Origin of the sequence: Pseudomonas sivasensis, assembly GCF_013778505.1 — a bacterium.
Taxonomy (GTDB): domain Bacteria; phylum Pseudomonadota; class Gammaproteobacteria; order Pseudomonadales; family Pseudomonadaceae; genus Aquipseudomonas; species Aquipseudomonas sivasensis.
The window spans coordinates 22,383-44,224 of sequence record NZ_JAAOWU010000024.1; the positions used below are offsets into that span (position 1 = coordinate 22,383).

The following is a 21,842-nucleotide window of genomic DNA, read 5'->3' on the forward strand; positions in this document are numbered from 1 at the left end:
ATAAACCATGCCTATTGTCGCCAAACCCTATGACCTGATTGACCAGCCCCGCGAGGTTCGCCAGGTCCGTGTCTCCCCACCGATCAAAGCCCTGCAAGTGGTGCCTGCCCGGCACCCGTGGCGTTGGGCCGGGTCGATCTTCGCCGCTCTGGTGCTGCTCGCGATCGCCCATTCCCTCGCCACCAACCCGCGGTGGGAGTGGGGTGTGTTCGGCCAGTGGTTCTTCTCGCCGTCGGTGCTGCGCGGGCTCGGGCAAACGTTGTTGCTGACACTGTTGAGCACGGTGTTCAGCGTGATCCTCGGCACGGCGCTGGCCCTGGCGCGACTGTCCGGCTCGCCGCTTTTGGCGGCCCTGGCCTGGGGCTATATCTGGTTTTTCCGTTCGATGCCGGCGTTGCTGGTGCTGATCATCCTGTACAACTTTGCCTACCTGTATGACCACATTGTGCTCGGCGTGCCGTTCACCAGCGTGGTATTTGCCGAGTGGTCGACGGTGGACGTGCTCAGCCAGTTCACCACGGCGGTTCTCGGTTTGAGCCTGATGCAGGCGGCCTACGCGGCGGAGATCATTCGCGGCGGCCTGATCGGTGTGGACGCCGGTCAGCATGAAGCGGCAGCGGCGCTCGGTTTGCCTGCATCACGCCGCATCTTCCGGATCATCCTGCCCCAGGCATTGCGCTCGATCCTGCCGTCGGGCTTCAACGAGATCATCGGCCTGGTCAAGGGCACGTCCATCGTCTACGTGCTGGCCCTGCCGGAGCTGTTCTACACCGTGCAGGTCATCTACAACCGCACCCAGGCGGTGATCCCGCTGCTGATCGTCGCCACCGTGTGGTACCTGATCATCACCACCGTGCTGACCAGTGCTCAATATTACGTCGAGCGTCATTTCGCACGGGGAACGGCAAGGGTGCTACCGCCCGCGCCGTTGCAGCGCATACGCGGTTGGCTCAAGGAGAAATCCCATGAGTGAAGCGCGCGCAGGACGTATCCAGATCCAGGGCGTGGGCAAGCGCTTTGGCAGCCAGCAGGTGCTCAAGGACATCGACCTGACCATCGACCCCGGTAAGGTCACGGTGATTCTCGGGCCGTCCGGCTCGGGCAAGTCCACCTTGCTGCGCACCATCAACCACCTGGAGAAAATCGACAGCGGGCACATCACCATCGACGGTGAATACGTCGGTTATCGGCGCAAAGGTGACCTGCTGTATGAACTCAAGGAGCGCGAGATTCTCAAGCGCCGCATCGACGTGGGCTTCGTGTTCCAGAACTTCAACCTGTTCCCGCACCTCACCGCTTGGGAAAACGTCGCCGAAGCGCCTTTGGCCCACAAGCGCTGGAGTAAGGCTGAGGCGCAGTCCAAGGCCGCAGAGCTGTTGGCCAAGGTCGGCCTGGCGGACAAGGTCGATGCTTATCCGCGCCAGCTTTCCGGCGGTCAGCAACAGCGTGTCGCTATCGCTCGTGCCCTGGCGCTGGACCCGAAGGTGCTGCTGTTCGACGAGCCCACATCGGCCCTCGACCCCGAGTTGGTGGGGGAAGTCCTCGACGTGATCAAGGGCCTGACCCAACTGGGCGTGACCTTGGTCATCGTCACCCATGAGATCGGCTTTGCCCGTGAAGTGGCCGACCACGTGGTGTTTCTCTGCGACGGCCAACTGATCGAAGAAGGCCCGCCTGAACAGATTTTCCGCCAACCCCGACATCCCCGCACCGTGGCCTTTCTCGGCAAAGTGCTTTAGTTAACGGAGTGACTGCCCATGTTTATCTCTACCGCTCGTATCGGCCTATTGGCGCTTGCCGTCAGCACCGCACAAAGCGCATTTGCTGTGCAACAGGTCGACCTCAGCCCCGACCGCGTGCGCGTTCATGTGCCGCGCAACGAGGCGGCCATCGCGCAGATCCCACCGGGTTTCAAGTTCGCCCAGCCGGGCAAGTTCACCGTGGCCGTGTCCGGCGTGGCCGGACCACCCCTGGCGCTGCTGGCCAGTGACGACAAAACCACCATCGGCAGCGAAGCCGACACCGCGCAACTGGTGGCCGACAGCCTTGGCCTGCAACTCAATGTGGTGCAGACCAGTTGGGAGGATTGGCCCCTGGGCGTCAGCTCGGGCAAGTACGACGCGGTGATCAGCAACGTCACCGTGACTGAGGCGCGCAAGAAGCGTTTCGACTTCGCCACCTATCGCCAGGACGTGCTCGGCTTCTACGTCAAGACCACCAGCAAGATCTCTGAGATCAAACAGGCTGCGGATATTGCTGGGCTGAAGATCATCGTCGGCTCCGGTACCAACCAGGAAAAAGTCCTGCTGGCTTGGAACGAAGCCAATGAAAAGGCCGGCCTCAAACCCGCGCTGTTGCAGTACTTCGACGACCAGGCCGCCGCGCAATTGGCGGTGCAGTCCGGGCGCAGCGATGCGCTGTTCGGGCCTAACTCGGTGTACGCCTATTCGGCGGCGATCACCGGGGGCATCAAGCGCGTCGGCACGGTGAACGGTGGCTGGCCGTTGCAGGCCGACATCGCTGTGACCACGCGCAAGGACAACGGCCTGGTCAAGCCTATCCACACCGCCCTGGAAGGCGCGATTGCCGGCGGCCAATACGAACAGGTGCTGCAACGTTGGGGCCTGGATGTGGAGCGCGTGGACAAGTCGCTGATCAACCCACCGGGCCTGCCGGATTAAGGAGCAATCGACATGGGACTGACACGACGTGAAGCGTTGTCGAGCATAGCGGCGGTAGGCGGCGAAAAAGCCGTCAAGGATGCACTGGCGGCATTAGGTTTGGGGCCGTCGTCGCATCGCCGTCCGCAACCGTTGAAACTCAAGGAAGGCTTGGGGCAAGGCACCCGCGTGCTGGTGTTGGGCGCCGGGATCGCCGGTCTGGTCACCGCCTTGGAGCTGACCCGCGCCGGGTTTGACGTGCAAGTGCTGGAGGCGCGTGAGCGGGTCGGTGGGCGCACCTGGACCCTGCGCCATGGCGACCGCGTGGACTACAAGGATGGCCGCACGCAAAAGGCGGCATTCGATCAAGGGCATTACTTCAACGCCGGCCCGGCCCGGATTCCCAGCCAGCACCGCACGATCCTCGACTATTGCAGTGAGCTTGGCGTGCCGTTGGAAGTGCTGGTCAACAGCAGCCATGGCGCCCAGGTAAGGCCCGATGTGCAAAAGCCGGCGTTCAGCGTTGGCCAGGCGATCAATGATGCGCGGGGGCACTTGTCCGGCCTGCTGGCCAAAGCCGTGCAGCGTGATGCCCTTGATGATGTGCTGAGTACTGAGGAACGCACGCGGTTGCTGGCGTTTTTGCAGGTGTACGGCGACCTGTCCCAAGAGTTGGCCTTTGAGGGCACGATTCGCTCGGGGCACCTTGAGTCTCCTGCCCATCCGGGCGCGTTGCCGGCCAGTCGCAGCCCGTTGTCGCTGGATCAACTGCTGCACCCGGAACTGTGGGGCGCATTGCTGCACACCGAGTTTCCGGAGTTTTCGGCGACCATGTTCCAACCAGTCGGCGGCATGGACCGCATCACCGACGCGTTCTATCGACGGGTGAGTGATCACGTGCAGTTGGGGGCCGTGGTGCGTCAGATCCGCCAATTGGAGGACGGCGTGGCGGTGACCTATCACGACCAGCACAGTGGCCGCGAACAGGTGGTGCGTGCCGATTACCTGATCTCGACGTTGCCGCTGCCGTTGCTGGCCAAACTCGATACCGACTTCAGTGACCCGATCAAAGCCGCGCTGCTCAGCACCCGCAGCGACCAGGCGACCAAAGTGGCGTGGCAATCCCCGCGCTTCTGGGAAACCGACTACCGCACCTATGGCGGGCTGTCGTGGATCGAACACCCCGCGCGCCTGTTGTGGTACCCGAGCAACGACCTCAACACCCGCGAAGGCCTGCTCGTAGCCGGCTATGTAACCGGCGAGGGCGCCGATGCGTTTGGCGCAAAACCCTTCACCGAGCAATACGCCACGTCCAGAGAAGCGGTTGAATTGCTGCACCCCGGTTTCTCCAAACACCTGCGTAACCCGCTGGCCGTGACCTGGGAACAGATCCCCTACAGCGAGGGCCCGTGGTTGCAACGCGAACACTTCCCGGCTGACGCAAGCAGCCTGCTCGAAGCCGGCCATGGCCGTGTGTACTTCGCCGGCGATGGCCTGGTGCAAAGCGGCGTGGGCATCTGGCAGGAATCGGCGGCCAACTCGGCGCGGCATGTGATCGCGCAACTGGCCGAACGGGTAACCCAACAACGACAGGTCGCGGCACTCGCCGCCTCTTAAGGAGACACACCATGAGCGACAGCATTCAACGTACCAGCGTCGGCGATTTTCCGATCTCGCAGACCGTCACCGTGCCGGCGTCCGCCAGCCTGATCTTTGTCAGCGGGACCTTGCCGGACGCTGCCGATCCTCAGGTGCCGGGGGTCTATGGAAACACCGAAGTACAGACGGTTTCGGTATTCAACAAACTGCGCAAGGTTCTTCAGCAGCAGGACCTGGATCTGGGCGATATCGTGCAATTGCGGGTGTTTTTGGTGGGGGCTGAAGAGACCGACGGCAAGCTGGATTTTGCCGGGTTGCAGCGTGGGTACACGCAGTTCTTCGGTACGCCGGAGCAGCCGAACAAACCGGCACGGACGGCGTTGCAAGTCGTCGCGCTGCCATTGCCCGGAGCGTTGGTTGAAGTCGAAGCCATCGCTGCCCGCACAGCCTGATTCACGCGGTTAACAGTGTGGAAGGGGGCTTGGCCCTCGATGAGGGCGTGTCAGTTGATGCCTCTTTGACTGACCCGCAGCCATCGGGGGCAAGCCCCCTCCCACAGTGGGATCCGTTTTTTGCCAGTCAGTCCTCATGTTCGTTATGGAGAAATCCCTATGTCCACCTCACCCCGGCAACTCAAATTCGGTGCCATCCTCACCGGTGTCGGTACTGCGCAAAACGAATGGCTGCACCCGCAAATCCCCGGCGATGCCAGTGTCGATATCGACTGGTACCGTGCCCAGGCGCAACAGGCAGAAGCGGCCAAATTCGATCTGGTCTTCATCGTCGACAGCCCCTACATCACCCCGGATTCCGCGCCGCATTTCCTCAACCGTCTGGAGCCACTGACCCTGCTTTCGGCCATCGCCGGTGCGACGTCGAAGATCGGCTTGGTGGCTACGCTGACCACGTCCTACACCGAACCCTTCAACGTCGCCCGCCAGTTTGCCTCGCTGGACCTGATCAGCAGCGGCCGCGCCGGTTGGAACGTAGTCACCACCGGCCTGGAAGGCGCGGCCGGCAACTTTGGCCGTGAGCAGCATATTGATCACACCGAGCGCTACCGCCGCGCGGCCGAGCACCTGAGCGTGGTGCAGGGGCTGTGGGATTCCTATGAAGACGACGCCTTCGTGCGCGACAAGGCCAGCGGCGTATTCCTCGACCCGCAACGCCAGCATCGCCTCGACCACCAGGGCGAGTTTTTCTCAGTGACCGGCCCGTTGAACATCGCGCGTTCAGCCCAGGGCCAGCCGGTGATTTTCCAGGCGGGTATTTCCGAGTCAGGCCGCAGCCTGGCGGCGAATTACGCCGAAGGCATTTTTGCCGGCGTGGGCAATTTCGAAGACGCCCAGGCGTACTACAGCGACATCAAAAAACGGACTGCTGCCGCCGGACGTAACCCTGATCACGTGACCATCCTGCCGGGCATTTCGCCGATCATTGCCGACACCGACGAACAGGCCCAGGCCATCGACCGCGAGCGCAATGGCGAGCTGGACCTGGACAAAGCGCTGGTGCAACTGGGGCGGCCGTTCAACTACCACGACTTCAGCCAATACCCATTGGATGAACCCTTCCCGGAGCTGGGCGACTTGGGCAGCAACGGCTATCGCGGCCATGCCGAAAACATCAAGCAAGTCGCCCGTGACCAAGGCTTGACCCTGCGCCAAGCGGCGCTGCGTTTTGCCAAGCCGTTCTCCAGCTTTGTTGGCTCGCCCAAGACCGTGGCCGACGAGATCGAACGCTGGTTTGTCGAAGGTGCGGTGGATGGTTTCAACATCCACGTGGGCGCACCGGATGACTTCGCGCGGTTTACCGACCAGGTGCTGCCGTTGTTGCGTGAGCGTGGGTTATTTCGCAGTGAGTACAGCCACAGCACCTTGCGTGGGCATCTTGGGCTGCCGGTGCCGGTGAATCGGCACACGGCTGCGCGGAGCGAGGCGGCCTGAGGGTTACCACCATTTCCAGCGGCCCTGTTGTTTCAGGGTCGCGATGATGGCTTCGCGTTTGTGGCGTAGCTCTACCGACTTTTGCCGCAGTTCGCGGCAGCGGTTGCTGTTTAGGATCAGCAGACCGACAAGTGGGCCGAGTAGGGCCAGTGCGTAGAGATAGGTGTTGGGGCGCCACAGGATGGCGGGTAGGGATATCAGCAGGCAGAGGAGGTAGATCGCGACGTTTATCCATACCCAATGGATTCGGCCGTAGAGCACTTCGTATTTGGCCAGGGCGAAAACTGCGCCCAAGCCCGCGGCGCTGAAAAAGCATGTCTTGGCGACAAAATCTACGGGGTAAGTAGGCAAATACGTAAGCATCGCCAAGATCGTTGTCAACGCTATCGAGAAACACCCTGCCAATGCATCACCTCCAATCACGGGCATGAACCGTTTGAGGAGTTGCCAAGGATCCTCAATAAAGAGTGATGAGTAATATTGGTCTTTTATCTTCCGTTGTTGGCTCACTGGTTAACTTCCTCGTAGATGCCCAACGCCAGAGTTCTTACGTTTCCAGAGACTGTACTGCTGGTAAAGCCGAGCAAGGCCGCAGCTATATCCATTTTGTGCGCGGCAGTTGCACGCTGCATTTGAATAGCGCTGATACGTTTGGTCACGTTGCCAGAGGCTTTTTCCAGCTTGAGCAACTTGGTCGTCAGTCTTGGATCTCGGATTTTAAGCAGCTCATTGTTCAATTTTGTCCGTTCTTGCCGTGTCAGGCCTCTAAGCACTTGCCTAGCTGTTTTTCCGGTTACTTTTGTGGTCGTTGTGACGACTTTCACGGTGACGAATGCCGAGCTGGCAACACCCATCAAAGCAATACCGTCCAACACTGCTGTTGCGGCCTCATACCACGTCTCGTTATCCAAGTAGTCATTAACTTCCGGAAAGGCTAACTCTGATGCTGTACGTAAAGCGCCACCGATGCATTGAACTGTACTTGCAACGGCAGCAGCTTTACCGATAAACGAAATTATCGAGCTAGCCCCAGCTGTAAAAGGCATCAGCGCAGCCCCACTCGCAATGACCATCCAACTCAACACTACTCCGGTGCACGCAATTGCCGTATTTATAGCTTCCACCGCCAACCTCGACTCCCGAGGCTCATGCTCCAACATCCGCTTGAACTCCACCGGCCCCACATACCTCGGCGCTTCCCGCAGCACCACTTTGATCGGCCGCACGCTGCAAATCGCCTGGAACTCCCGCAGTACCACCACGTTGAAATCCCCATCGATATACACCACCCCCGCACCAATCAACGCCGGGTCGGCGTCTATGGCGAAGAACAACCGCCGCAGGTCGAGGCTGCTTTCAATGCGTTGGCGTGTAGTACGGTGGGCTGAGGGGAATCCATCCTTGAACAGAGCGGCCGTCATTCCTTAACTCCTTTTTTTGGGAGCTGAGAGAGTAAAGACGCCGCAACTGGGATGAATGTCGGAAGCTTCGCCATTTACAGTCGGGTACGTCCTGAAGCGACGTTGACGTCTTGTATGCCCGCTCCTGATTGAGGAAAAGTGCGCGCCACGTCACTTCCGGCGGACCACAGGACAAGGAGCCAACATGGCAGTCGACATGTTTTTGAAACTGGGCGACATCAAGGGTGAATCGCAAGACTTGGCCCATCGTGACGAGATCGATATCACCAACTGGGGGTGGGGATTATCGCAAACGGGCTCGATGCATTCCGGTACGGGAGGCGGTTCGGGCAAGGCCGACTTCACCAACCTGAACCTGACCAAACCCCTGGATAAATCCAGCCCCAACCTGATGATGGCGTGCGCCACCGGCAAGCATTATCCCGAGGCCAAATTGGTGGTGCGCAAGGCCGGCGGAACCAGCCCGGTGGAGTATCTGGTGATTACCTTGAAGGAAGTCATGGTGGTGTCGTACAGCACCCGCGCTGACACGGCCGATGATGTTTTGTACGACAGCATCGCCTTGAACTTCGCCACCGTCGACGTCAGCTACCAGCCGCAGAAGGCGGATGGCGCCAAGGACGGTGGGCCGGTGAAGTTTGGCTGGAATATTCGGCAGAACGTCAAAGTCTGATCCCTTGCCGCCAACCCGGTTGTCTACCCGCTCGACGGCAATGCGACGATGGCAGCGTTGGGCACCAAACAGCTCAACCGCCTGTTCCTCAGCCCCATGCCGCTGCGCATCGAACACAATGTGCCCACCTTCGACTGCATGCCGCAGGTGGGCGAGGGCGCCCAGCATGACCCACTGACCACGTGCCCAGCGGCGCCGCCTGTGCTTAGAGGATGTTCAACGGGTAGCTGACAATCACCCGATGCTCATCACTGTCCCGTTGGGTCGTCACTTCAGTGCGCAACGACGCGTGGCGCAGGGCAATGCTCAGGTTCTTCAGCGGCCCCTGCTGGATCACGTAGCTCACCGTCAGGTTGCGCTCCCACTCGCTTTTATCCCCTGTGGGCGTGCGGATGTTCGAGCCGCTTTCGTACATGCCCATAAAGCTCAGGCCTGGCACGCCGACCGAGGCGAAGTCATAGCCGTAACGCACCTGCCAGGTGGTTTCCCCGGCGCGCTGGAATTTGCCGATCATCGACTCGGTCATGAAGTAGGCCGTGGAACCGTCACCCTGGTTCAACCACACCGCATCGCTGTCGCCGCTGACCTGTTGCAGGCCGGCGGCAATCGTGTGGCCGTTGACCAGGTAGGTGAATTGGGCGCTGCTCAGGCGGCTGTCGACCTTGCCCTTGGTCACGCCGTCGCCGTAGTAGCCGAAGGTGTAGAACGCCGGGTCGTTGCCGTTGGCGCCGTCGGAACGGTTGTCGAAGTGGCGCAGGTCGGTGCGCAGGGTGCCCGGGCCGATCTGCCAGTCGTACTTGAGGCCCAGGAAGTTCTGTTTGTAGAAGTCCTGCAGGTTGCCGTAGTAGTACTGCAAGGTCAGGTCTTTGGTCGGTTTGTAGTCGACGCCGCCGTAGTAGAACTTGTTGACGAACTCACCGGTACGCGCGTTGTTGGCGCCGGGAATCGACATGCCCATCTGGTCGCTTGAACCACGGCCCTTCACGTGTTCCAACTGGCCGAGGGTGAAGGTGAAATGGTTCAGGTCCTTGGACTGCACCTGCCCGCCATTGAAGGTCTGTTGCAACATGCGGTCGGTGGACATCACCACCGGCAGCATCGGCACTAGAGTGCCGTATTTCAGCTCGGTCTTGGCAAAGCGCGCCTTGGCCGTCAGCCCCAGGCTGCCGAACTCATCCACTGCGCGGCCATCGCTGTCGGTGGGGAACACGTTGCCGTTGAACGCGGTGCTTTGCGGGTTGTAGTGGCGCCCCTTGCCGGAGTCCAGACGCACACCGAACATGCCGATGGCGTCCATGCCGAAGCCCACGGTGCCTTGGGTGTAACCGGACTCGAAGTTGGCGATAAAACCCTGGCCCCATTCCTGGGTGTAGTTGGGGTCGGCGGCGCCGCTGCGGTTGTCGGCGTTGCTGAAGAAGTTGCGGGCCAGCACATTTAGCTTGCTGTCTTCCACCAGGCCTGCGGCGTAGCCCTGCTGGGCGATGATCAGGCCACAGAGGCCGGCGAGTACGGTTGGTGCGCGATTGAAAAGCTCCATTGGTGTCATCCCCATGTGTGATTGGTTTTTTGAGGGCAGTCAAAAGCGGCAGTGAAAGTTTTCTATTTTTTTTCAGGAGCGGGAGCAACGGTGGCCGGCACGACGTGCAGTCGCACCGGCGGTAAGCGGTACAGGATGAACAGGGCGAGCACGCCAATCCCCGCGCACAGCAGCAGGCCCACGCCCACCGACTGGGCCAGCGCATCGCGGGCCAGCTCCAGCCATGGCGTGGCGTCGAGATTGGCGTGCAACAGCACTTGTGGGTCGGCATACAGGGCAATGCCCTCGGCGTGGCCCGCCGCAAGAAACACCCGTTGCAGATGGGTGCTGTAGAGCAGGTTGACCAGCACGCCCATGCCGGCAGTGCCGAGCAAACCGCCCACCAGACGCAGGGATTGAGTGAGCGCGGTGGCGATGCCGAGAAACTGCCGTTCGGCCAGGGTCTGGGTGAATACCGTGAGGTTGAGCAGGATGAATCCCAGGCCCAACCCGGCCAGTAGAATCAAGCCAAGCAACTCATTGAACGACGCGCTTCGTCCGACCACTGCCAACCCCAGGCACGCCAGCAACAACGCGACAAAACCGGTCAGCGGCAACCAGTTTGGGTTGCGCAAACGGGTCACGATTCGGCTGTTGACGATGGCGCCGAGGGTGATGCTCAACGCCAGCGGTGTGATCAACACACCGGCGTCCTGAGGCGAATACCCGTAGGCGCCTTGCAGTAAGAGCGGCAAGTAAAACAGCAGCGAAAACATGATCGCCCCGGCGGCCACCGACAGTGTGAACAGCAGTTGCAGGCTCGGCAGGGTGAACAGCGCGGCCGGCAACAGAGCATGCGGGCAACGCCGCTCCCAGTGCCACAGCGCAATGATCGCCGCGATGCACCCCAGACCTAACGCCGCGCTGAGTGCGAGGCTCGAATGCCCCAGCCATTCCACAAACAATTGCAGACTGCCCAACGCCAGGGCGATCAACAGTGCGCCGGGCCAATCCAGACGAATGCTGCTGTGTTGTTGCGGGCGATACCACGGCAGGAAACGCCAGGCAATCAACAGCGCCAGGCAGCCCAACGGTAGGTTGATATAGAACACCGAGCGCCAGCCGAAGGCGCCGGTGAGATAGCCCCCCAGCCCCGGGCCGATGGCATTGACCACGCTGAACAGCGCACTCAACAGCATCTGCCAGCGCAGGCGCTGGCGGGTGTCGGGAAACAGTTCGGGGATACAGGCGAACGCGGTGCCGATCAACATGCCGCCGCCAATGCCCTGCAACGCACGGCCGATCACCAGCACCAGCATGTCGTTGGCCAGGGCGCAGGCCAGGGACGCCAGAGTGAAGATCAACGTGGCGGCCAGTACGAACGGCTTACGCCCGTAGTAATCCCCCAGCCGCCCGAAAATCGGGATGGTGACGATGGACGCCAACAGATAACCAGTGGCAACCCATGCATAGAGTTCAAAGCCGTTGAGCTCGGCCACGATGCTCGGCAACGCGTTGCCGATCACGGTCTGGTCCAGCGCCGAGAGCATCAGCACCAACGAGATGCCAATCATCGCCAGCAAGGCTTGCTTGAAACTCAGGGGAGGGTGGGCCGCCGCGGTCATCGTCGATCCTCAGCGCAACGCGGTAACGGCAGCGGCAATGCGCGCGCAGCCTTGGTCGAGGGTGCTGATGTCGGTAGCAATCGACATGCGAAAGAACGGTGCCAGGCCATAGGCCGTGCCCGCCACTACCGCCACGCCCTGGCTTTCGAGCAGGTACATCACCACTTCGCTGTCGCTGTTGAGGGTTTTACCCTCGGCGGTTTTTTTACCTAGCAGACCGCCGCAGTTCACATACAGATAGAACGCGCCGTCCGGCTTGCGGCAGCTCAGGCCGGGGATTGCATTGAGCAGTTCAAGGCAACGGTCGCGTCGTTGCTGGTACACCTCGACGCTGTGTTTGACGAAGTGTTGGTCGCCGTTGAGCGCTTCCAATGCCGCCGCCTGACTGACTGAGCAGGCGTTACTGGTGGACTGGGATTGCAGGGTCGCCATGGCGCCGATCAGGTCGGCGGGGCCGGCGGCATAACCGATGCGCCAGCCGGTCATGGCGTAAGTCTTGGACACGCCGTTGACCACTAGGGTGCGGTCCTTCAAGGCCGGTTCAATGGCCAGGATGTGTGGGTTGTCCAGACCGTCGAAGCGGATGTGCTCGTAGATGTCATCGGTCATCAGCAGCACATGCGGATAGTCCAGCAGCACGTCGGCCAGGGCGCGCAGTTCGGCGTGGCTGTAGCTGGCGCCGGTGGGGTTGCTCGGTGAGTTGAGCAGCAGCCAGCGGGTGCGCTCGGTGATCGCTTCGCGCAACTGTGCTGGGGTCAGCTTGAACCCGTTGTGTTCCGGGCAGGCCAGGGTCACCGGCTCGCCTTCGCAGGCCAGGACCATGTCCGGGTACGACACCCAGTAGGGCGCAGGGATCAGCACTTCATCACCGGCGCCTAGGGTGGCGGCGAAGGCGTTGAAGATCGCGCTCTTGGCGCCGCTGGTCACCAGTACATGAGCGGCGGTGTAGCTCAGGCCGTTCTCGCGGGCCAGTTTATCGACGATGGCCTGGCGCAGTTCCGGGGTGCCGGCGTTTTGGGTGTAACGGGTTTCACCGCGCTCGATGGCCGCGCTGGCGGCTTGGCGGATGTGGGGGGGTGTATCGAAATCCGGTTCGCCCACTACCAGGTTGATGATGGACTGGCCTTGGCGACGCAGCTCGTTGGCGCGGTCGGACGCGGCGCTGCTGGGCGATGGTTTGATGCGTTGCACACGGGCGGCGATGCGGGAGGCGGTCACGGGCGTTCCTCGATGATGGCGTTGATGGCGTCACAGTACGAGGGCCGGGCGAGGGGGCCATAAGACGAGTTTGTTCTGGGTTGATAGGCAGTGCTTATGGCTGGGCTTGCACCAAGCAGGTGCGTCCAGTCCTGGCTGCTCCGAGCGGGTGCTTTGGGTGGGGGATCAGGAGCAACCATAGCAAAGCCTTATGGCTGGTTATGCGGGTGGCCTGTCTTTTGCAAACCTGCCAGGTGTACACAAATCCAAATGTGGGAGGGGGCTTGCTCCCGAAAGCAGTGTGTCAGTCACAGGTGCATCCACTGACACTGCTATCGGGAGCAAGCCCCCTCCCACATTTAAGGCATCACTTTTCCCTTACATGAGCACCGCCATTTTGAACCTGCGTCGATTGAAGTATTTCGTAAAACTGGTCGACATCGGCAGCATGACCCAGGCCGCTGATGTGTTGCATGTGGCGCAACCGGCGTTGAGTCAGCAACTGGCAACCCTGGAAGCCGAGTTGCAACAACAATTGCTGATCCGCACCAAGCGCGGGGTGACGCCGACTGAGGCGGGCAAGGTGTTGTATGGCCATGCGCAAATTATCCTGCGCCAGTGCGAACAGGCTCAGAGCGATATCAATGCCACCGGCCATGCCTTGTCCGGGCAGGTGTCGGTGGGGCTGGCGCCGGGGACGGCGGCGTCGACGTTGTCGCTGCCGTTGCTGCGCACCGTGCGCGAACGTCACCCCGGCATCCTGCTGTACCTCAATGAAAACTTCGGCACCACGTTGAGCGAACTGATCATGAACGGCCGCATGGACATGGCCGTGCTTTACGGCGGGCGGGAGGTGCATGGTTTGAGTTTTGTCTCGCTGCTGCGCGAGCCGCTGTACCTGGTGAGTGCCGACCCGGCCATTGCCAGTCGCGAAGACATCCCGCTGGCCGAGTTGGCCGACATGGACATGCTGTTGCCGCGCCCCTACAACGTCATGCGTCGGATGGTGGACGAAGCCTTCCTGCGTATCGGCCTGGGTGTGCGGGTAGTGGCCGAGATTGAATCGTCCACCACGCTCACCGCCGCCGTGGCCGACCACTTCGGTTCGACCATCCTGCCTGAGTCGTCGGCGCGGGTCATGGCCGCGGACCCTTCGGTGCATATGTGCCGCATCGTCGAGCCCGAGGTGGAGGCGCCGTTGGCGTTGTGCCTGTCCGGGCATTTGCCCTTGTCCGTGCCGGCCCAGGCGGTCAAGGCGATTCTGCTGGAGCTGGTGGCGCAGATGCGTGGCAGCGCCGTGTGAGGCGTCATAAGGTCGGCTTATCACCCCAAAGCCAAAGCGTCTTGGCCGCGTTTCGAGGGGCTCGGTAAATTGGGCTCATCCACTCAAGACACGCTCGACAGGCAGGGGCCATACATGGATTCAGCACGTATCAAGGGGTTGATGGATTTGCTGGCCGAATCCGATCTGCTGGAACTGAGCCTCACCGAAGGCGACAGTACGCTGCGGCTGTTCAAGCAGGCGGGGCAGGGGACTACCAGCGTTGCACCGACCGTGGTCGCAGCCCCCAAAGCTGCACCGGCTGCCAGCGCCGTTGAAGTCAAAGCCAGCCTTTATGGCGTGCTGCACCTGACGCCCGCCGTCGGTGAGCCGCCTTTTGTGACCGTGGGGCAAAGCATCGAGGCCGGCCAGACCGTGGCGGTGATCGAGGCGATGAAGATGTTCCACCCGGTAAAGGCCAAGGTGGCGGGCCAGGTGGTTGAGATCCTGGTCGAGGCCGGGGTTGAAGTCGACGCCGGCCAGTCGCTGTTCCGGCTCGGTTGACCCTTACGCGTATTCGTTATTCAGGTGAATCCAATGTTCGACAAAGTGCTGATCGCCAACCGTGGCGAAATCGCCCTGCGCATTCAGCGTGCCTGCCATGGCCTGGGCATCAAGACCGTGGCGGTGTTTTCCGAAGCGGACCGTCACGCCCACTACGTGCAAAACGCTGACGAATCGCTGTGCATCGGTCCGGCCGCGCCGGGCATGAGCTACCTCAACCAGACGGCGTTGCTGTTCGCCGCCAAGGTCACTGGCGCCCAGGCGATCCACCCTGGCTACGGGTTCCTTTCGGAAAACGCCGGGTTTGCCGAGCGCATCGAAACCGCCGGCCTGACCTTTATCGGCCCGAGCGCAGCCTGCATCCGCACCATGGGCGACAAGGTGGCCGCCAAGCGTGCCATGCGTGAAGCCGGTGTGCCGTGCGTGCCGGGGCCTGATTCGACAATGCCTACCGACGACGCCAGCATTCTCGCCATCGCTGCCGAGATCGGTTACCCAGTGATCGTCAAAGCCGCCGGTGGTGGCGGTGGTCGCGGCATGCGCGTGGTGCAGGCCGAAGCCGAGTTGCTCGCTGCCATCGCGCTCACCCGTGAAGAGGCGCGGTTGGCGTTCGGCAACCCTGAACTGTATATCGAGAAATTCCTCGGCCACCCGCGGCATGTGGAAATCCAGGTGCTGTGTGATGCCCACGGCCATGCGATCTGGCTCGGCTGCCGCGACTGTTCCCTGCAACGCCGCCACCAGAAAGTGTTGGAAGAAGCGCCGGCACCGGGCATCGATCCCGCATTGATCGCCAAGGTCGGCGAACGCTGCGCCGAGGCCTGCCGCCGGATTGGCTATCGCGGTGTGGGCACGTTTGAATTCTTGTACGAAGACGGCGAGTTCTTTTTCATCGAGATGAACACGCGTCTGCAAGTCGAACACCCGGTCACTGAAATGACCACCGGCATCGACATCGTGCAGCAGCAACTGCGCATGGCCCGCGGCGAAGTGTTGGGCTTGCGCCAGGAGGATGTGCAGCTGAACGGCCACTCCCTGGAGTGCCGGATCAACGCCGAAGACCCGATCACCTTTATGCCCACACCCGGCTTGATTCAGCGTTGGGAAGTGCCCGGCGGATTTGGCGTGCGGGTTGATTCCCATGTCACCACCGGCTACCGCGTCCCGCCGTACTACGACTCGATGGTGGCCAAGGTAATCACCCACGGCGCCACGCGGGAAGAGGCGTTAGCGCGGATGCGCCTGGCCCTGAGCGAAATGATCGTGGACGGCATCAGCACCAATATCCCGCTGCACCGAGACATTCTCGACGATCCGGCATTCTGCGCCGGCGGTGTCGACATTCATCACCTGGAGCGCTGGTTGCAGCAAAGGAGCCCGACATGAACACCGCACCTTCCATCAGCCTGCTGGGCTCCAGCGCGTTGCTGTTCGAGGCGCCGGGCGAGCTCGATCTGGCCCCGCAGCAGCGTATCTGGCGCCTGGCCCTGCAAGCGGGCGAATGGCCGGAAATCCACGAAGCCGTGCCGGGCATGAACAACCTGATGCTGACGTTCCTCACGCCGCCCCGTGAACTCAACGGCGTGTGCCAGCGCCTGCTGGATGCCTGGGAACAGAGCCAACCGCTGCCCCTGGAAGGGCGAATTGTCGAGTTGCCGGTGGTGTACGGCGGCGAATTCGGCCCGCACATGGCAGACGTGATCGCCCACACCGGGCTGGATATCGAGACCATTGCCAACCTGCATTGCGAGCCGCTGTACCCGGTGTACGCCCTGGGCAGCCACCCCGGTTACTGCTACCTCGGCGGCATGGACCCACGCCTGGCCACGCCCCGTCGCCAGGTGCCGGTGCTGAATATCGGTGCGGGCTCTGTGTCCATCGGCGGCGTGCAGACGGGCGTCTCCGCCTCGGCCGGCCCCAGCGGCTGGAACACCATCGGCCGCACCGAGATGGCATTTTTCGACCCCGCCCAAACCCCGCCTGCCATCTTGCGGCCGGGTGATTTCCTGCGCTTGCGCATCGAGAGGATCATTCGATGATCGAGATTCTATCGGCCACCGCTCTGGCCACCGTGCAGGACCTCGGTCGTTTCGGCAGCCTGGGTTACGGCGTAGGTACCTCTGGCGCCATGGACCATCTGGCCCTGGCCTTGGGCAACTTGCTGCTGGGCAATCCCGAAGACGCCGCTGCGATTGAAATCCCGCTGTTTGCGTTTGAAGTTCGCCTGCTGCAGGACTGCGCCTTTGCCCTGACCGGTGCCGCCTGCGACGCCACGCTGGACGGCCAGCCGTTGCCGCCGAACTGGGTTTTCCAAGGGCGAGAGGGTCAAGTGTTGAGCCTGGGTTATCCGACGTCTGGCAGTCGCGCTTATCTGTGTTTGGCGGGGGGCGTGGACGTGCCGTCGGTGCTGGGTTCACGCAGCACGCAATTACGTGGCGAGTTCGGTGGTTTGGACGGTCGGGCGTTGCAGCAGGGTGATCGACTCGCTGCCTTGCGACCAGGCCTCAGCACCTTGGCGCTGGACTTCGGCGTTTTGGCGCCCAGTCTCTCGCTGCCGTTACAGGTAGACGGCGTGCCCGCGATGCGCGTGCTGCCCGCCGCTGAATACGAGCGCTTCCAGGAAACCTCCCGCGCCGCGTTCTGGGCTGGCGAGTGGAAGATCACCACCCAGAGCAATCGCTATGGCTACCGCATGGAAGGTGAACCGCTGATGCCCATCGCACCGATGGAAATTCGCTCCCACGGCATCGTGCCCGGCGTGATCCAGGTGCCCCATGGCGGTCAGCCGATCATCCAGATGCGCGACGCGCAGCCCAGCGGCGGCTACCCCAAGTTCGGCAGCGTGATCGAGGCTGACCTATGGCGTTTGGGGCAGGCGCCGATCGGCAGCAAAGTGCGCTTTATCGAGTGCACTTATGAAGAGACCGTTGACGCCTTGGAAACCAATCGACGTTACCTGCGTGAAGTCAGCCGTCTGGTGGAGCTGCACCGTCAAGGAGTGAAAGCATGACGCTTGAAGAAATTCGCCAACTGGCGCTGTGGCTCAAGGAACACCACTTGGCTGGCGCAGAGATGAGCAGTCCTGGCGTGCACCTGACCCTCAAGCGCGGTGCGCCTGCCGTCTGTGTGGTCACGCCAGTCGCGGCTGCGACAGTGGATGACAAGGTGCTGCGCACCACCGGCCTGGGTCGTCTGCTGCTGACTCATCCGCAACAAAACCAGCCGTTCGTGGCTGTGGGCGATCAGCTTAGCGCCGGTCAACTGGTGGCCGTGCTGCAAGTGGGTGACCTGTTGCTGCCTCAGCGCAGCCCGAAAGCCGCCAAGGTCGTGGATATACGCGTGCCGTGCGGCACCACCGTCGGCTACGGCGAAGCCTTTCTGGGCCTGGAGTACCCGGTATGAAGATCGATTTGAATGCCGACCTCGGCGAAGGCTTCGGCCCGTGGCGCATGGGCGAGGACGAAGCACTGATGAGCCTGATTTCCTCGGCCAACGTCGCCTGCGGTTATCACGCCGGCGACCCGTTGATCATGGACACCACCGTACGCCTGGCGAAAGCCGGTGGCATCGACCTGGGCGCGCATGTGGGCTTCCCGGATTTGATGGGCTTCGGTCGTCGCCAAATGAACATCGAGATCAAGGAACTGGCCACCTATGTGATCTACCAGCTCGGTGCGCTGGCCGGGATGGCGGCCGTGAATGGCCATCGCATGACCCATATGAGCTTCCACGGCGCCCTGGGCAATATGGCCGCCGCCGATGTGGCGCTGGCCGAGCCGTTGGTGCGGGCGGTGGCGGCGTTCGACCCCACGCTGATCATCAGCTCTTCCAGCAGCCGCGCCATCGAAGGCGCGGCCGAAAAATGTGGTCTGCGCGTTGCCACGACGTTCCTCGCCGACCGCGCCTATGACGATGACTGCCTGCTGGTGCCACGCAAGGTCGAGGGCTCGGTGATCAAGGAGCCTGCGGCAGTCTTGCAACGGGTGCGGCAGTTGCTGGAGGAGGGCACCGTGACCGCCCTGAGCGGCAAGGTGCTGCGGGTGCCGGCCCACTCGATCCTGCTGCACGGCGACACCCCCGGTGCGGTCGACCTGGCGCGCACCATTCGCCAGGAAATCGAGCAATTGGGCGGGCGGATTACCCCGATTTCCCAGCTGCTGGCGGCGTCATAAGCAGGCCTTATCGCCACACAATAATCGCGTCTTGGTCCAGCGCCTGAAGGCTGGATAGAGTCGAACCATAACCCGCGACACAAGGATCACCCCATGCCATTTTCCGACTACAAAACCGCACTGGTCACCGGCGCCTCATCGGGCATCGGTGCCGCCGTTGTGGAGCGTCTGTGCCAGGAAGGCGTGCAGGTGCATGCCCTGGCCCGCAGTGCCGACAAGTTGCAGGCACTGGCGGCAAAGACTGGCTGCATTCCCCACGCCATCGACGTGACCGATATTGCCGGCCTGACTCGGTTGTTCGCCGAAAACACCTTCGACATCCTGGTCAACAACGCCGGTGTCGATAAACCCGGCTCCTTGCTCAAGGCCGATGCCGACGGTATCGACCTGCTGATCGACGTCAACCTTCGCGCGGTGTTGCACCTGGCGCGCCTGGCGTTGCCGGGGATGGTCGAGCGCGACTGCGGGCACATCATCAACATCAGCTCGATTGCAGCAGCCTACAACTTTGGCGGCAACTCTACCTACCACGCGACCAAGGCCGCGGTGAGCATGCTCTCGCGTCAATTGCGCATTGATGCCTTCGGCAAGCGCGTGCGGGTTACCGAGATCTGCCCAGGCCGAGTGGCCACGGACATCTTTGCCCATGTGCATGGCGACTCCGAGGAGACCTACAAACGCTTCGTCGAAGGTTTTGAATTGCCCCAGGCCGAAGACATCGCCAACGCCATTGCCTTCGCGATTGCCGCGCCGATTGCCGTCAACGTCGGGCATATGGAAATCACCCCCACCCTGCAAGTGCCGGGCGGGCTTTCTACCGCGCGACCTCAGGATTATCAGGGCTGAAACCAGCCCTCTAAAACAGAACGGATCGATCCGTCATTGCTGCACCGCGCCACGGCCACGCCGGGTGACTTTGATTTCTGCCCTAGCCCAATGCCGATAGGGATTGACCATGAAGCAAGACTTCGATTTGGCCGCGATTCTGCAAGGCGAGTATGCCGAGCTGATCGTCAAGGGCATCGAAATGACCTTGCAGCTGGCGTTGTTCGCCTGGCTGCTGGCGATGGTGCTGGCGCTGACGCTGGTTACGGTGCGCCTGACCGGCAACAAGCTGGCCGACCGTCTGGTGGCGGGGTACGTGTCCTACCACCGCAACGTGCCGACCCTGGTGCAACTGATGCTGTGGTACTTCGGCGTGCCCACGTTGCTCAGCGAGTCCGCGCAACTGTGGCTGGCCAACCACAACACCGAATACCTGTTTTCGGTGATCGCCCTGGGCTTGTGCCAGGCCGCGTATTTCTGTGAAGACATGCGCAGCGGCCTGCGCGCCATTCCGGCCGGGCAGACCGAAGCGTCCAGAGCCCTGGGACTGGGCTACGTGCGCTCAATGCGCTACGTGATCCTGCCTCAGGGGGTGCGCAACTGCCTTCCGTCCTTGATCAACCACACCGTGTTGTTGTTCAAGAACACCAGCCTGGCCATGGCGATTGGTGTGATGGAGCTGACCTACGCCAGCCGCGAAGTGGAGAACTATACGTTCCGCACCTTCGAGTCGTACCTGGTGGCCACGGTGTTCTACCTGGTGTTTTCACTGCTGCTGATGGGCGCCGGGGCGTTGCTCGCTCGGCACTTCAGCAAAGCCCTGGCGAGGTAGATGGCGATGTTCGATATCGTTGAAATCCTGCAGAACAACTGGACGTTGTTCCTCATCGGTCAATACCCCCACGGCCCATTGGGTGGCCTGGCGAGCACTCTGATCCTGGCCGCGCTGGCATTGCTGTTGGCGTTCCCGTTCGGCTTGCTACTGGCGCTGGCGCGGGTATCGCCGTGGAAAGGTTTGTACTGGGTCGCCACGGTGTGGGTCTACGTGCTGCGCGGTATTCCGTTGCTGATGGTGATCTTTTGGACGTACTTCCTGGTGCCGTTGCTGATCGGCCATAACATCACCGGCTTCATGACCATGCTCTGCACCCTGGTGATCTACCAGAGCGCCTACCTGTGCGAAATCATTCGCGGCGGCATCCAGGCCTTGCCGAGTGGGCAATACGAAGCGTCCCGCGCCCTTGGCCTGGGCTACGTGCGCACCACGCTCTGGGTGATCCTGCCCCAGGCACTGTACAACGCGTTGCCGAGCCTGATCAGCCAGTTCATCTCGATCATCAAGGAGACCTCACTGGGCTACGTGATCAACGTGCAGGAGGTGACGTTTGCCGCCAACCAAGTCAACAACCAACTGCTGACCAAGCCGTTCCAGGTGTTTTTCATCCTGGCGATCATCTACTACCTGCTGTGTTTCGGCCTGACCCGCCTGGCCGGTTATGTGGAACAGCGCATTGCGCGCAAGCGCCTGGGCGACGGAGGGCAAACCCTGCCTGGCCAACCGTTGCTGGCCACCGATAATTGAAGAGGGCTGCGCTCATGCATCCAATGATCATGTTTTCGAAAATCAATAAATGGTACGGCGAGTACCAGGCGCTCACTGACATCACGGCCGAAGTGCAACCCGGCGAAGTGGTGGTGCTGTGCGGCCCTTCGGGGTCGGGCAAATCCACCTTGATTCGCACGGTCAATCGCTTGGAAGACATCCAGGCCGGCCAGATCCTGTTCGACGGCCAGGACGTTCACGGCACCGACGCGCAGATCAACCGCCTGCGTAGCCGCGTGGGGTTTGTGTTCCAGAGCTTCAACCTGTTCCCGCACCTGTCGGTGCTGGAAAACATCACCCTGGCCCCCAACAAACTGCGCAACCTCAAGGGCGCGGCGGCCAAGCAAAAAGCCATGGAGCTGCTCGACCGTGTCGGCCTGGCCCACAAGGCCGGTGCTTACCCGGCGCAGCTGTCCGGCGGGCAACAGCAACGCGTGGCAATCGCCCGCGCACTGGCGATGGAGCCGCCGGTGATGCTATTCGACGAGCCCACCAGTGCCCTCGACCCGGAAATGGTCGGCGAAGTGCTGAGCGTGATGAAGGGCTTGGCCAAGGACGGCATGACCATGATGTGCGTGACCCACGAGATGAATTTCGCCCGCGAAGTGGCCGACACCATCTGGTTTATGGATGCGGGGCAGATTCTGGAAAAGAGCAGCCCCGAGGCCTTCTTCACCCAGCCCTCGCACCCGCGAGCGCAACGTTTCATCGCCGACCTGCGGGCCCATTGAGCTGCGGCGGTTTTGCTCCCTCTGCCATTTTGCTGGTCCAACTTTCTGG

23 protein-coding genes are annotated in these 21,842 nt (G+C 61.8%); 18 read left to right on the forward strand and 5 right to left on the reverse strand.

The window, feature by feature from the left end; all coding sequences use genetic code 11:
- The first annotated feature begins 7 nt into the window (after positions 1-7).
- The 6 genes from G9Q84_RS26370 (at position 8) to G9Q84_RS26395 (ending at position 6,205) form a co-directional block, all read left to right on the forward strand.
- Positions 8-973, forward strand: a complete 966-nt coding sequence (locus G9Q84_RS26370; RefSeq protein ID WP_181644333.1) for an amino acid ABC transporter permease — start codon at positions 8-10, stop codon at positions 971-973.
- Complete coding sequence (locus G9Q84_RS26375) at positions 966-1,739, forward strand: amino acid ABC transporter ATP-binding protein (RefSeq protein ID WP_032887251.1); 774 nt, start codon at positions 966-968, stop codon at positions 1,737-1,739. Before G9Q84_RS26370 ends, G9Q84_RS26375 begins: the two co-directional genes overlap by 8 nt.
- Before the next feature lie 18 nt (positions 1,740-1,757).
- On the forward strand, positions 1,758-2,681 hold the full coding sequence (locus G9Q84_RS26380; RefSeq protein ID WP_032887252.1) for an ABC transporter substrate-binding protein: 924 nt from the start codon (positions 1,758-1,760) through the stop codon (positions 2,679-2,681).
- Positions 2,682-2,693: 12 nt separating this feature from the next.
- A complete protein-coding gene (locus tag G9Q84_RS26385) occupies positions 2,694-4,277 on the forward strand; it encodes a flavin monoamine oxidase family protein (RefSeq protein ID WP_181644334.1) in 1,584 nt (527 codons plus the stop codon).
- 11 nt (positions 4,278-4,288) lie between these two features.
- Positions 4,289-4,711 carry a RidA family protein gene (locus tag G9Q84_RS26390; protein WP_032887256.1) on the forward strand — a complete coding sequence of 141 codons (423 nt, stop codon included), beginning with the start codon at positions 4,289-4,291 and terminating at the stop codon, positions 4,709-4,711.
- A 159-nt stretch (positions 4,712-4,870) separates the two neighbouring features.
- Positions 4,871-6,205: an LLM class flavin-dependent oxidoreductase gene (locus G9Q84_RS26395; protein WP_181644335.1), complete on the forward strand. Its 1,335-nt coding sequence runs from the start codon at positions 4,871-4,873 to the stop codon at positions 6,203-6,205.
- A gap of 3 nt (positions 6,206-6,208) precedes the next feature.
- Here the strand turns inward: G9Q84_RS26395 and G9Q84_RS26400 are convergent, their stop codons facing one another.
- Positions 6,209-6,715: a hypothetical protein gene (locus G9Q84_RS26400; protein WP_099600907.1), complete on the reverse strand. Its 507-nt coding sequence runs from the start codon at positions 6,713-6,715 to the stop codon at positions 6,209-6,211.
- Positions 6,712-7,626 carry an Ssp4 family T6SS effector gene (locus tag G9Q84_RS26405; RefSeq protein WP_122752863.1) on the reverse strand — a complete coding sequence of 305 codons (915 nt, stop codon included), beginning with the start codon at positions 7,624-7,626 and terminating at the stop codon, positions 6,712-6,714. The genes G9Q84_RS26400 and G9Q84_RS26405 overlap by 4 nt, the downstream gene beginning before the upstream one ends.
- A 184-nt stretch (positions 7,627-7,810) precedes the next feature.
- Between G9Q84_RS26405 and G9Q84_RS26410 the strand changes: the two genes are divergently transcribed.
- The gene (locus G9Q84_RS26410; RefSeq protein WP_032887259.1) at positions 7,811-8,299 is read left to right on the forward strand and encodes an Hcp family type VI secretion system effector; all 489 of its coding nucleotides are present in this window, start codon (positions 7,811-7,813) and stop codon (positions 8,297-8,299) included.
- Positions 8,300-8,504: 205 nt separating this feature from the next.
- On the opposite strand, the gene G9Q84_RS26415 is transcribed toward G9Q84_RS26410, so the two are convergent.
- The 3 genes from G9Q84_RS26415 to G9Q84_RS26425 form a co-directional block, all read right to left on the reverse strand.
- Positions 8,505-9,836: an OprD family porin gene (locus G9Q84_RS26415; RefSeq protein WP_181644336.1), complete on the reverse strand. Its 1,332-nt coding sequence runs from the start codon at positions 9,834-9,836 to the stop codon at positions 8,505-8,507.
- Between the two features lie 62 nt (positions 9,837-9,898).
- Positions 9,899-11,440: an MFS transporter gene (locus G9Q84_RS26420; protein WP_181644337.1), complete on the reverse strand. Its 1,542-nt coding sequence runs from the start codon at positions 11,438-11,440 to the stop codon at positions 9,899-9,901.
- Positions 11,441-11,449: 9 nt separating this feature from the next.
- Entirely contained in the window at positions 11,450-12,658 is a 1,209-nt protein-coding gene (locus G9Q84_RS26425; RefSeq protein WP_181644338.1) for an aspartate transaminase, read from the reverse strand.
- Between the two features lie 376 nt (positions 12,659-13,034).
- On the opposite strand from G9Q84_RS26425, the gene nac reads away from it, so the two are divergent.
- The 11 genes from nac to G9Q84_RS26480 all read left to right on the forward strand — a co-directional run bounded on the left by nac (position 13,035) and on the right by G9Q84_RS26480 (position 21,793).
- Entirely contained in the window at positions 13,035-13,940 is a 906-nt protein-coding gene (nac, locus tag G9Q84_RS26430) for a nitrogen assimilation transcriptional regulator NAC (protein ID WP_032887298.1), read from the forward strand.
- Positions 13,941-14,054: 114 nt separating this feature from the next.
- Entirely contained in the window at positions 14,055-14,462 is a 408-nt protein-coding gene (locus G9Q84_RS26435) for an acetyl-CoA carboxylase biotin carboxyl carrier protein (protein ID WP_032887263.1), read from the forward strand.
- A gap of 33 nt (positions 14,463-14,495) precedes the next feature.
- Entirely contained in the window at positions 14,496-15,848 is a 1,353-nt protein-coding gene (accC, locus tag G9Q84_RS26440) for an acetyl-CoA carboxylase biotin carboxylase subunit (protein ID WP_181644339.1), read from the forward strand.
- Entirely contained in the window at positions 15,845-16,501 is a 657-nt protein-coding gene (gene pxpB, locus G9Q84_RS26445) for a 5-oxoprolinase subunit PxpB (protein ID WP_032887265.1), read from the forward strand. The genes accC and pxpB overlap by 4 nt, the downstream gene beginning before the upstream one ends.
- A complete protein-coding gene (locus G9Q84_RS26450) occupies positions 16,498-17,472 on the forward strand; it encodes a 5-oxoprolinase subunit C family protein (protein ID WP_181644340.1) in 975 nt (324 codons plus the stop codon). Before pxpB ends, G9Q84_RS26450 begins: the two co-directional genes overlap by 4 nt.
- Positions 17,469-17,864 (forward strand): biotin/lipoyl-containing protein, encoded by a 396-nt coding sequence (locus tag G9Q84_RS26455; RefSeq protein WP_181644341.1) that lies wholly within the window; start codon positions 17,469-17,471, stop codon positions 17,862-17,864. Before G9Q84_RS26450 ends, G9Q84_RS26455 begins: the two co-directional genes overlap by 4 nt.
- Positions 17,861-18,634 (forward strand): LamB/YcsF family protein, encoded by a 774-nt coding sequence (locus tag G9Q84_RS26460; RefSeq protein ID WP_099600913.1) that lies wholly within the window; start codon positions 17,861-17,863, stop codon positions 18,632-18,634. The genes G9Q84_RS26455 and G9Q84_RS26460 overlap by 4 nt, the downstream gene beginning before the upstream one ends.
- A 93-nt stretch (positions 18,635-18,727) precedes the next feature.
- Positions 18,728-19,480, forward strand: a complete 753-nt coding sequence (locus G9Q84_RS26465; protein ID WP_032887269.1) for an SDR family oxidoreductase — start codon at positions 18,728-18,730, stop codon at positions 19,478-19,480.
- A 109-nt stretch (positions 19,481-19,589) separates the two neighbouring features.
- Entirely contained in the window at positions 19,590-20,291 is a 702-nt protein-coding gene (locus G9Q84_RS26470) for an amino acid ABC transporter permease (RefSeq protein ID WP_095185631.1), read from the forward strand.
- 6 nt (positions 20,292-20,297) lie between these two features.
- A complete protein-coding gene (locus tag G9Q84_RS26475; protein WP_032887299.1) occupies positions 20,298-21,041 on the forward strand; it encodes an amino acid ABC transporter permease in 744 nt (247 codons plus the stop codon).
- 23 nt (positions 21,042-21,064) lie between these two features.
- Positions 21,065-21,793: an amino acid ABC transporter ATP-binding protein gene (locus G9Q84_RS26480; protein WP_177434288.1), complete on the forward strand. Its 729-nt coding sequence runs from the start codon at positions 21,065-21,067 to the stop codon at positions 21,791-21,793.
- Positions 21,794-21,842: the final 49 nt, after the last annotated feature.

Excerpts from the sequence above, each read along its gene's own strand:
- G9Q84_RS26370 (WP_181644333.1), top strand. The coding sequence starts at position 8 with ATGCCTATTGTCGCCAAACCCTATGACCTGATTGACCAGCCCCGCGAG.
- G9Q84_RS26375 (WP_032887251.1), top strand. The coding sequence starts at position 966 with ATGAGTGAAGCGCGCGCAGGACGTATCCAGATCCAGGGCGTGGGCAAG.
- G9Q84_RS26380 (WP_032887252.1), top strand. The coding sequence starts at position 1,758 with ATGTTTATCTCTACCGCTCGTATCGGCCTATTGGCGCTTGCCGTCAGC.
- G9Q84_RS26385 (WP_181644334.1), top strand. The coding sequence starts at position 2,694 with ATGGGACTGACACGACGTGAAGCGTTGTCGAGCATAGCGGCGGTAGGC.
- G9Q84_RS26390 (WP_032887256.1), top strand. The coding sequence starts at position 4,289 with ATGAGCGACAGCATTCAACGTACCAGCGTCGGCGATTTTCCGATCTCG.
- G9Q84_RS26395 (WP_181644335.1), top strand. The coding sequence starts at position 4,871 with ATGTCCACCTCACCCCGGCAACTCAAATTCGGTGCCATCCTCACCGGT.
- G9Q84_RS26405 (WP_122752863.1), bottom strand. The coding sequence starts at position 7,626 with ATGACGGCCGCTCTGTTCAAGGATGGATTCCCCTCAGCCCACCGTACT.
- G9Q84_RS26410 (WP_032887259.1), top strand. The coding sequence starts at position 7,811 with ATGGCAGTCGACATGTTTTTGAAACTGGGCGACATCAAGGGTGAATCG.
- G9Q84_RS26415 (WP_181644336.1), bottom strand. The coding sequence starts at position 9,836 with ATGGAGCTTTTCAATCGCGCACCAACCGTACTCGCCGGCCTCTGTGGC.
- G9Q84_RS26420 (WP_181644337.1), bottom strand. The coding sequence starts at position 11,440 with ATGACCGCGGCGGCCCACCCTCCCCTGAGTTTCAAGCAAGCCTTGCTG.
- G9Q84_RS26435 (WP_032887263.1), top strand. The coding sequence starts at position 14,055 with ATGGATTCAGCACGTATCAAGGGGTTGATGGATTTGCTGGCCGAATCC.
- accC (WP_181644339.1), top strand. The coding sequence starts at position 14,496 with ATGTTCGACAAAGTGCTGATCGCCAACCGTGGCGAAATCGCCCTGCGC.
- pxpB (WP_032887265.1), top strand. The coding sequence starts at position 15,845 with ATGAACACCGCACCTTCCATCAGCCTGCTGGGCTCCAGCGCGTTGCTG.
- G9Q84_RS26450 (WP_181644340.1), top strand. The coding sequence starts at position 16,498 with ATGATCGAGATTCTATCGGCCACCGCTCTGGCCACCGTGCAGGACCTC.
- G9Q84_RS26455 (WP_181644341.1), top strand. The coding sequence starts at position 17,469 with ATGACGCTTGAAGAAATTCGCCAACTGGCGCTGTGGCTCAAGGAACAC.
- G9Q84_RS26460 (WP_099600913.1), top strand. The coding sequence starts at position 17,861 with ATGAAGATCGATTTGAATGCCGACCTCGGCGAAGGCTTCGGCCCGTGG.
- G9Q84_RS26465 (WP_032887269.1), top strand. The coding sequence starts at position 18,728 with ATGCCATTTTCCGACTACAAAACCGCACTGGTCACCGGCGCCTCATCG.
- G9Q84_RS26470 (WP_095185631.1), top strand. The coding sequence starts at position 19,590 with ATGAAGCAAGACTTCGATTTGGCCGCGATTCTGCAAGGCGAGTATGCC.
- G9Q84_RS26475 (WP_032887299.1), top strand. The coding sequence starts at position 20,298 with ATGTTCGATATCGTTGAAATCCTGCAGAACAACTGGACGTTGTTCCTC.
- G9Q84_RS26480 (WP_177434288.1), top strand. The coding sequence starts at position 21,065 with ATGATCATGTTTTCGAAAATCAATAAATGGTACGGCGAGTACCAGGCG.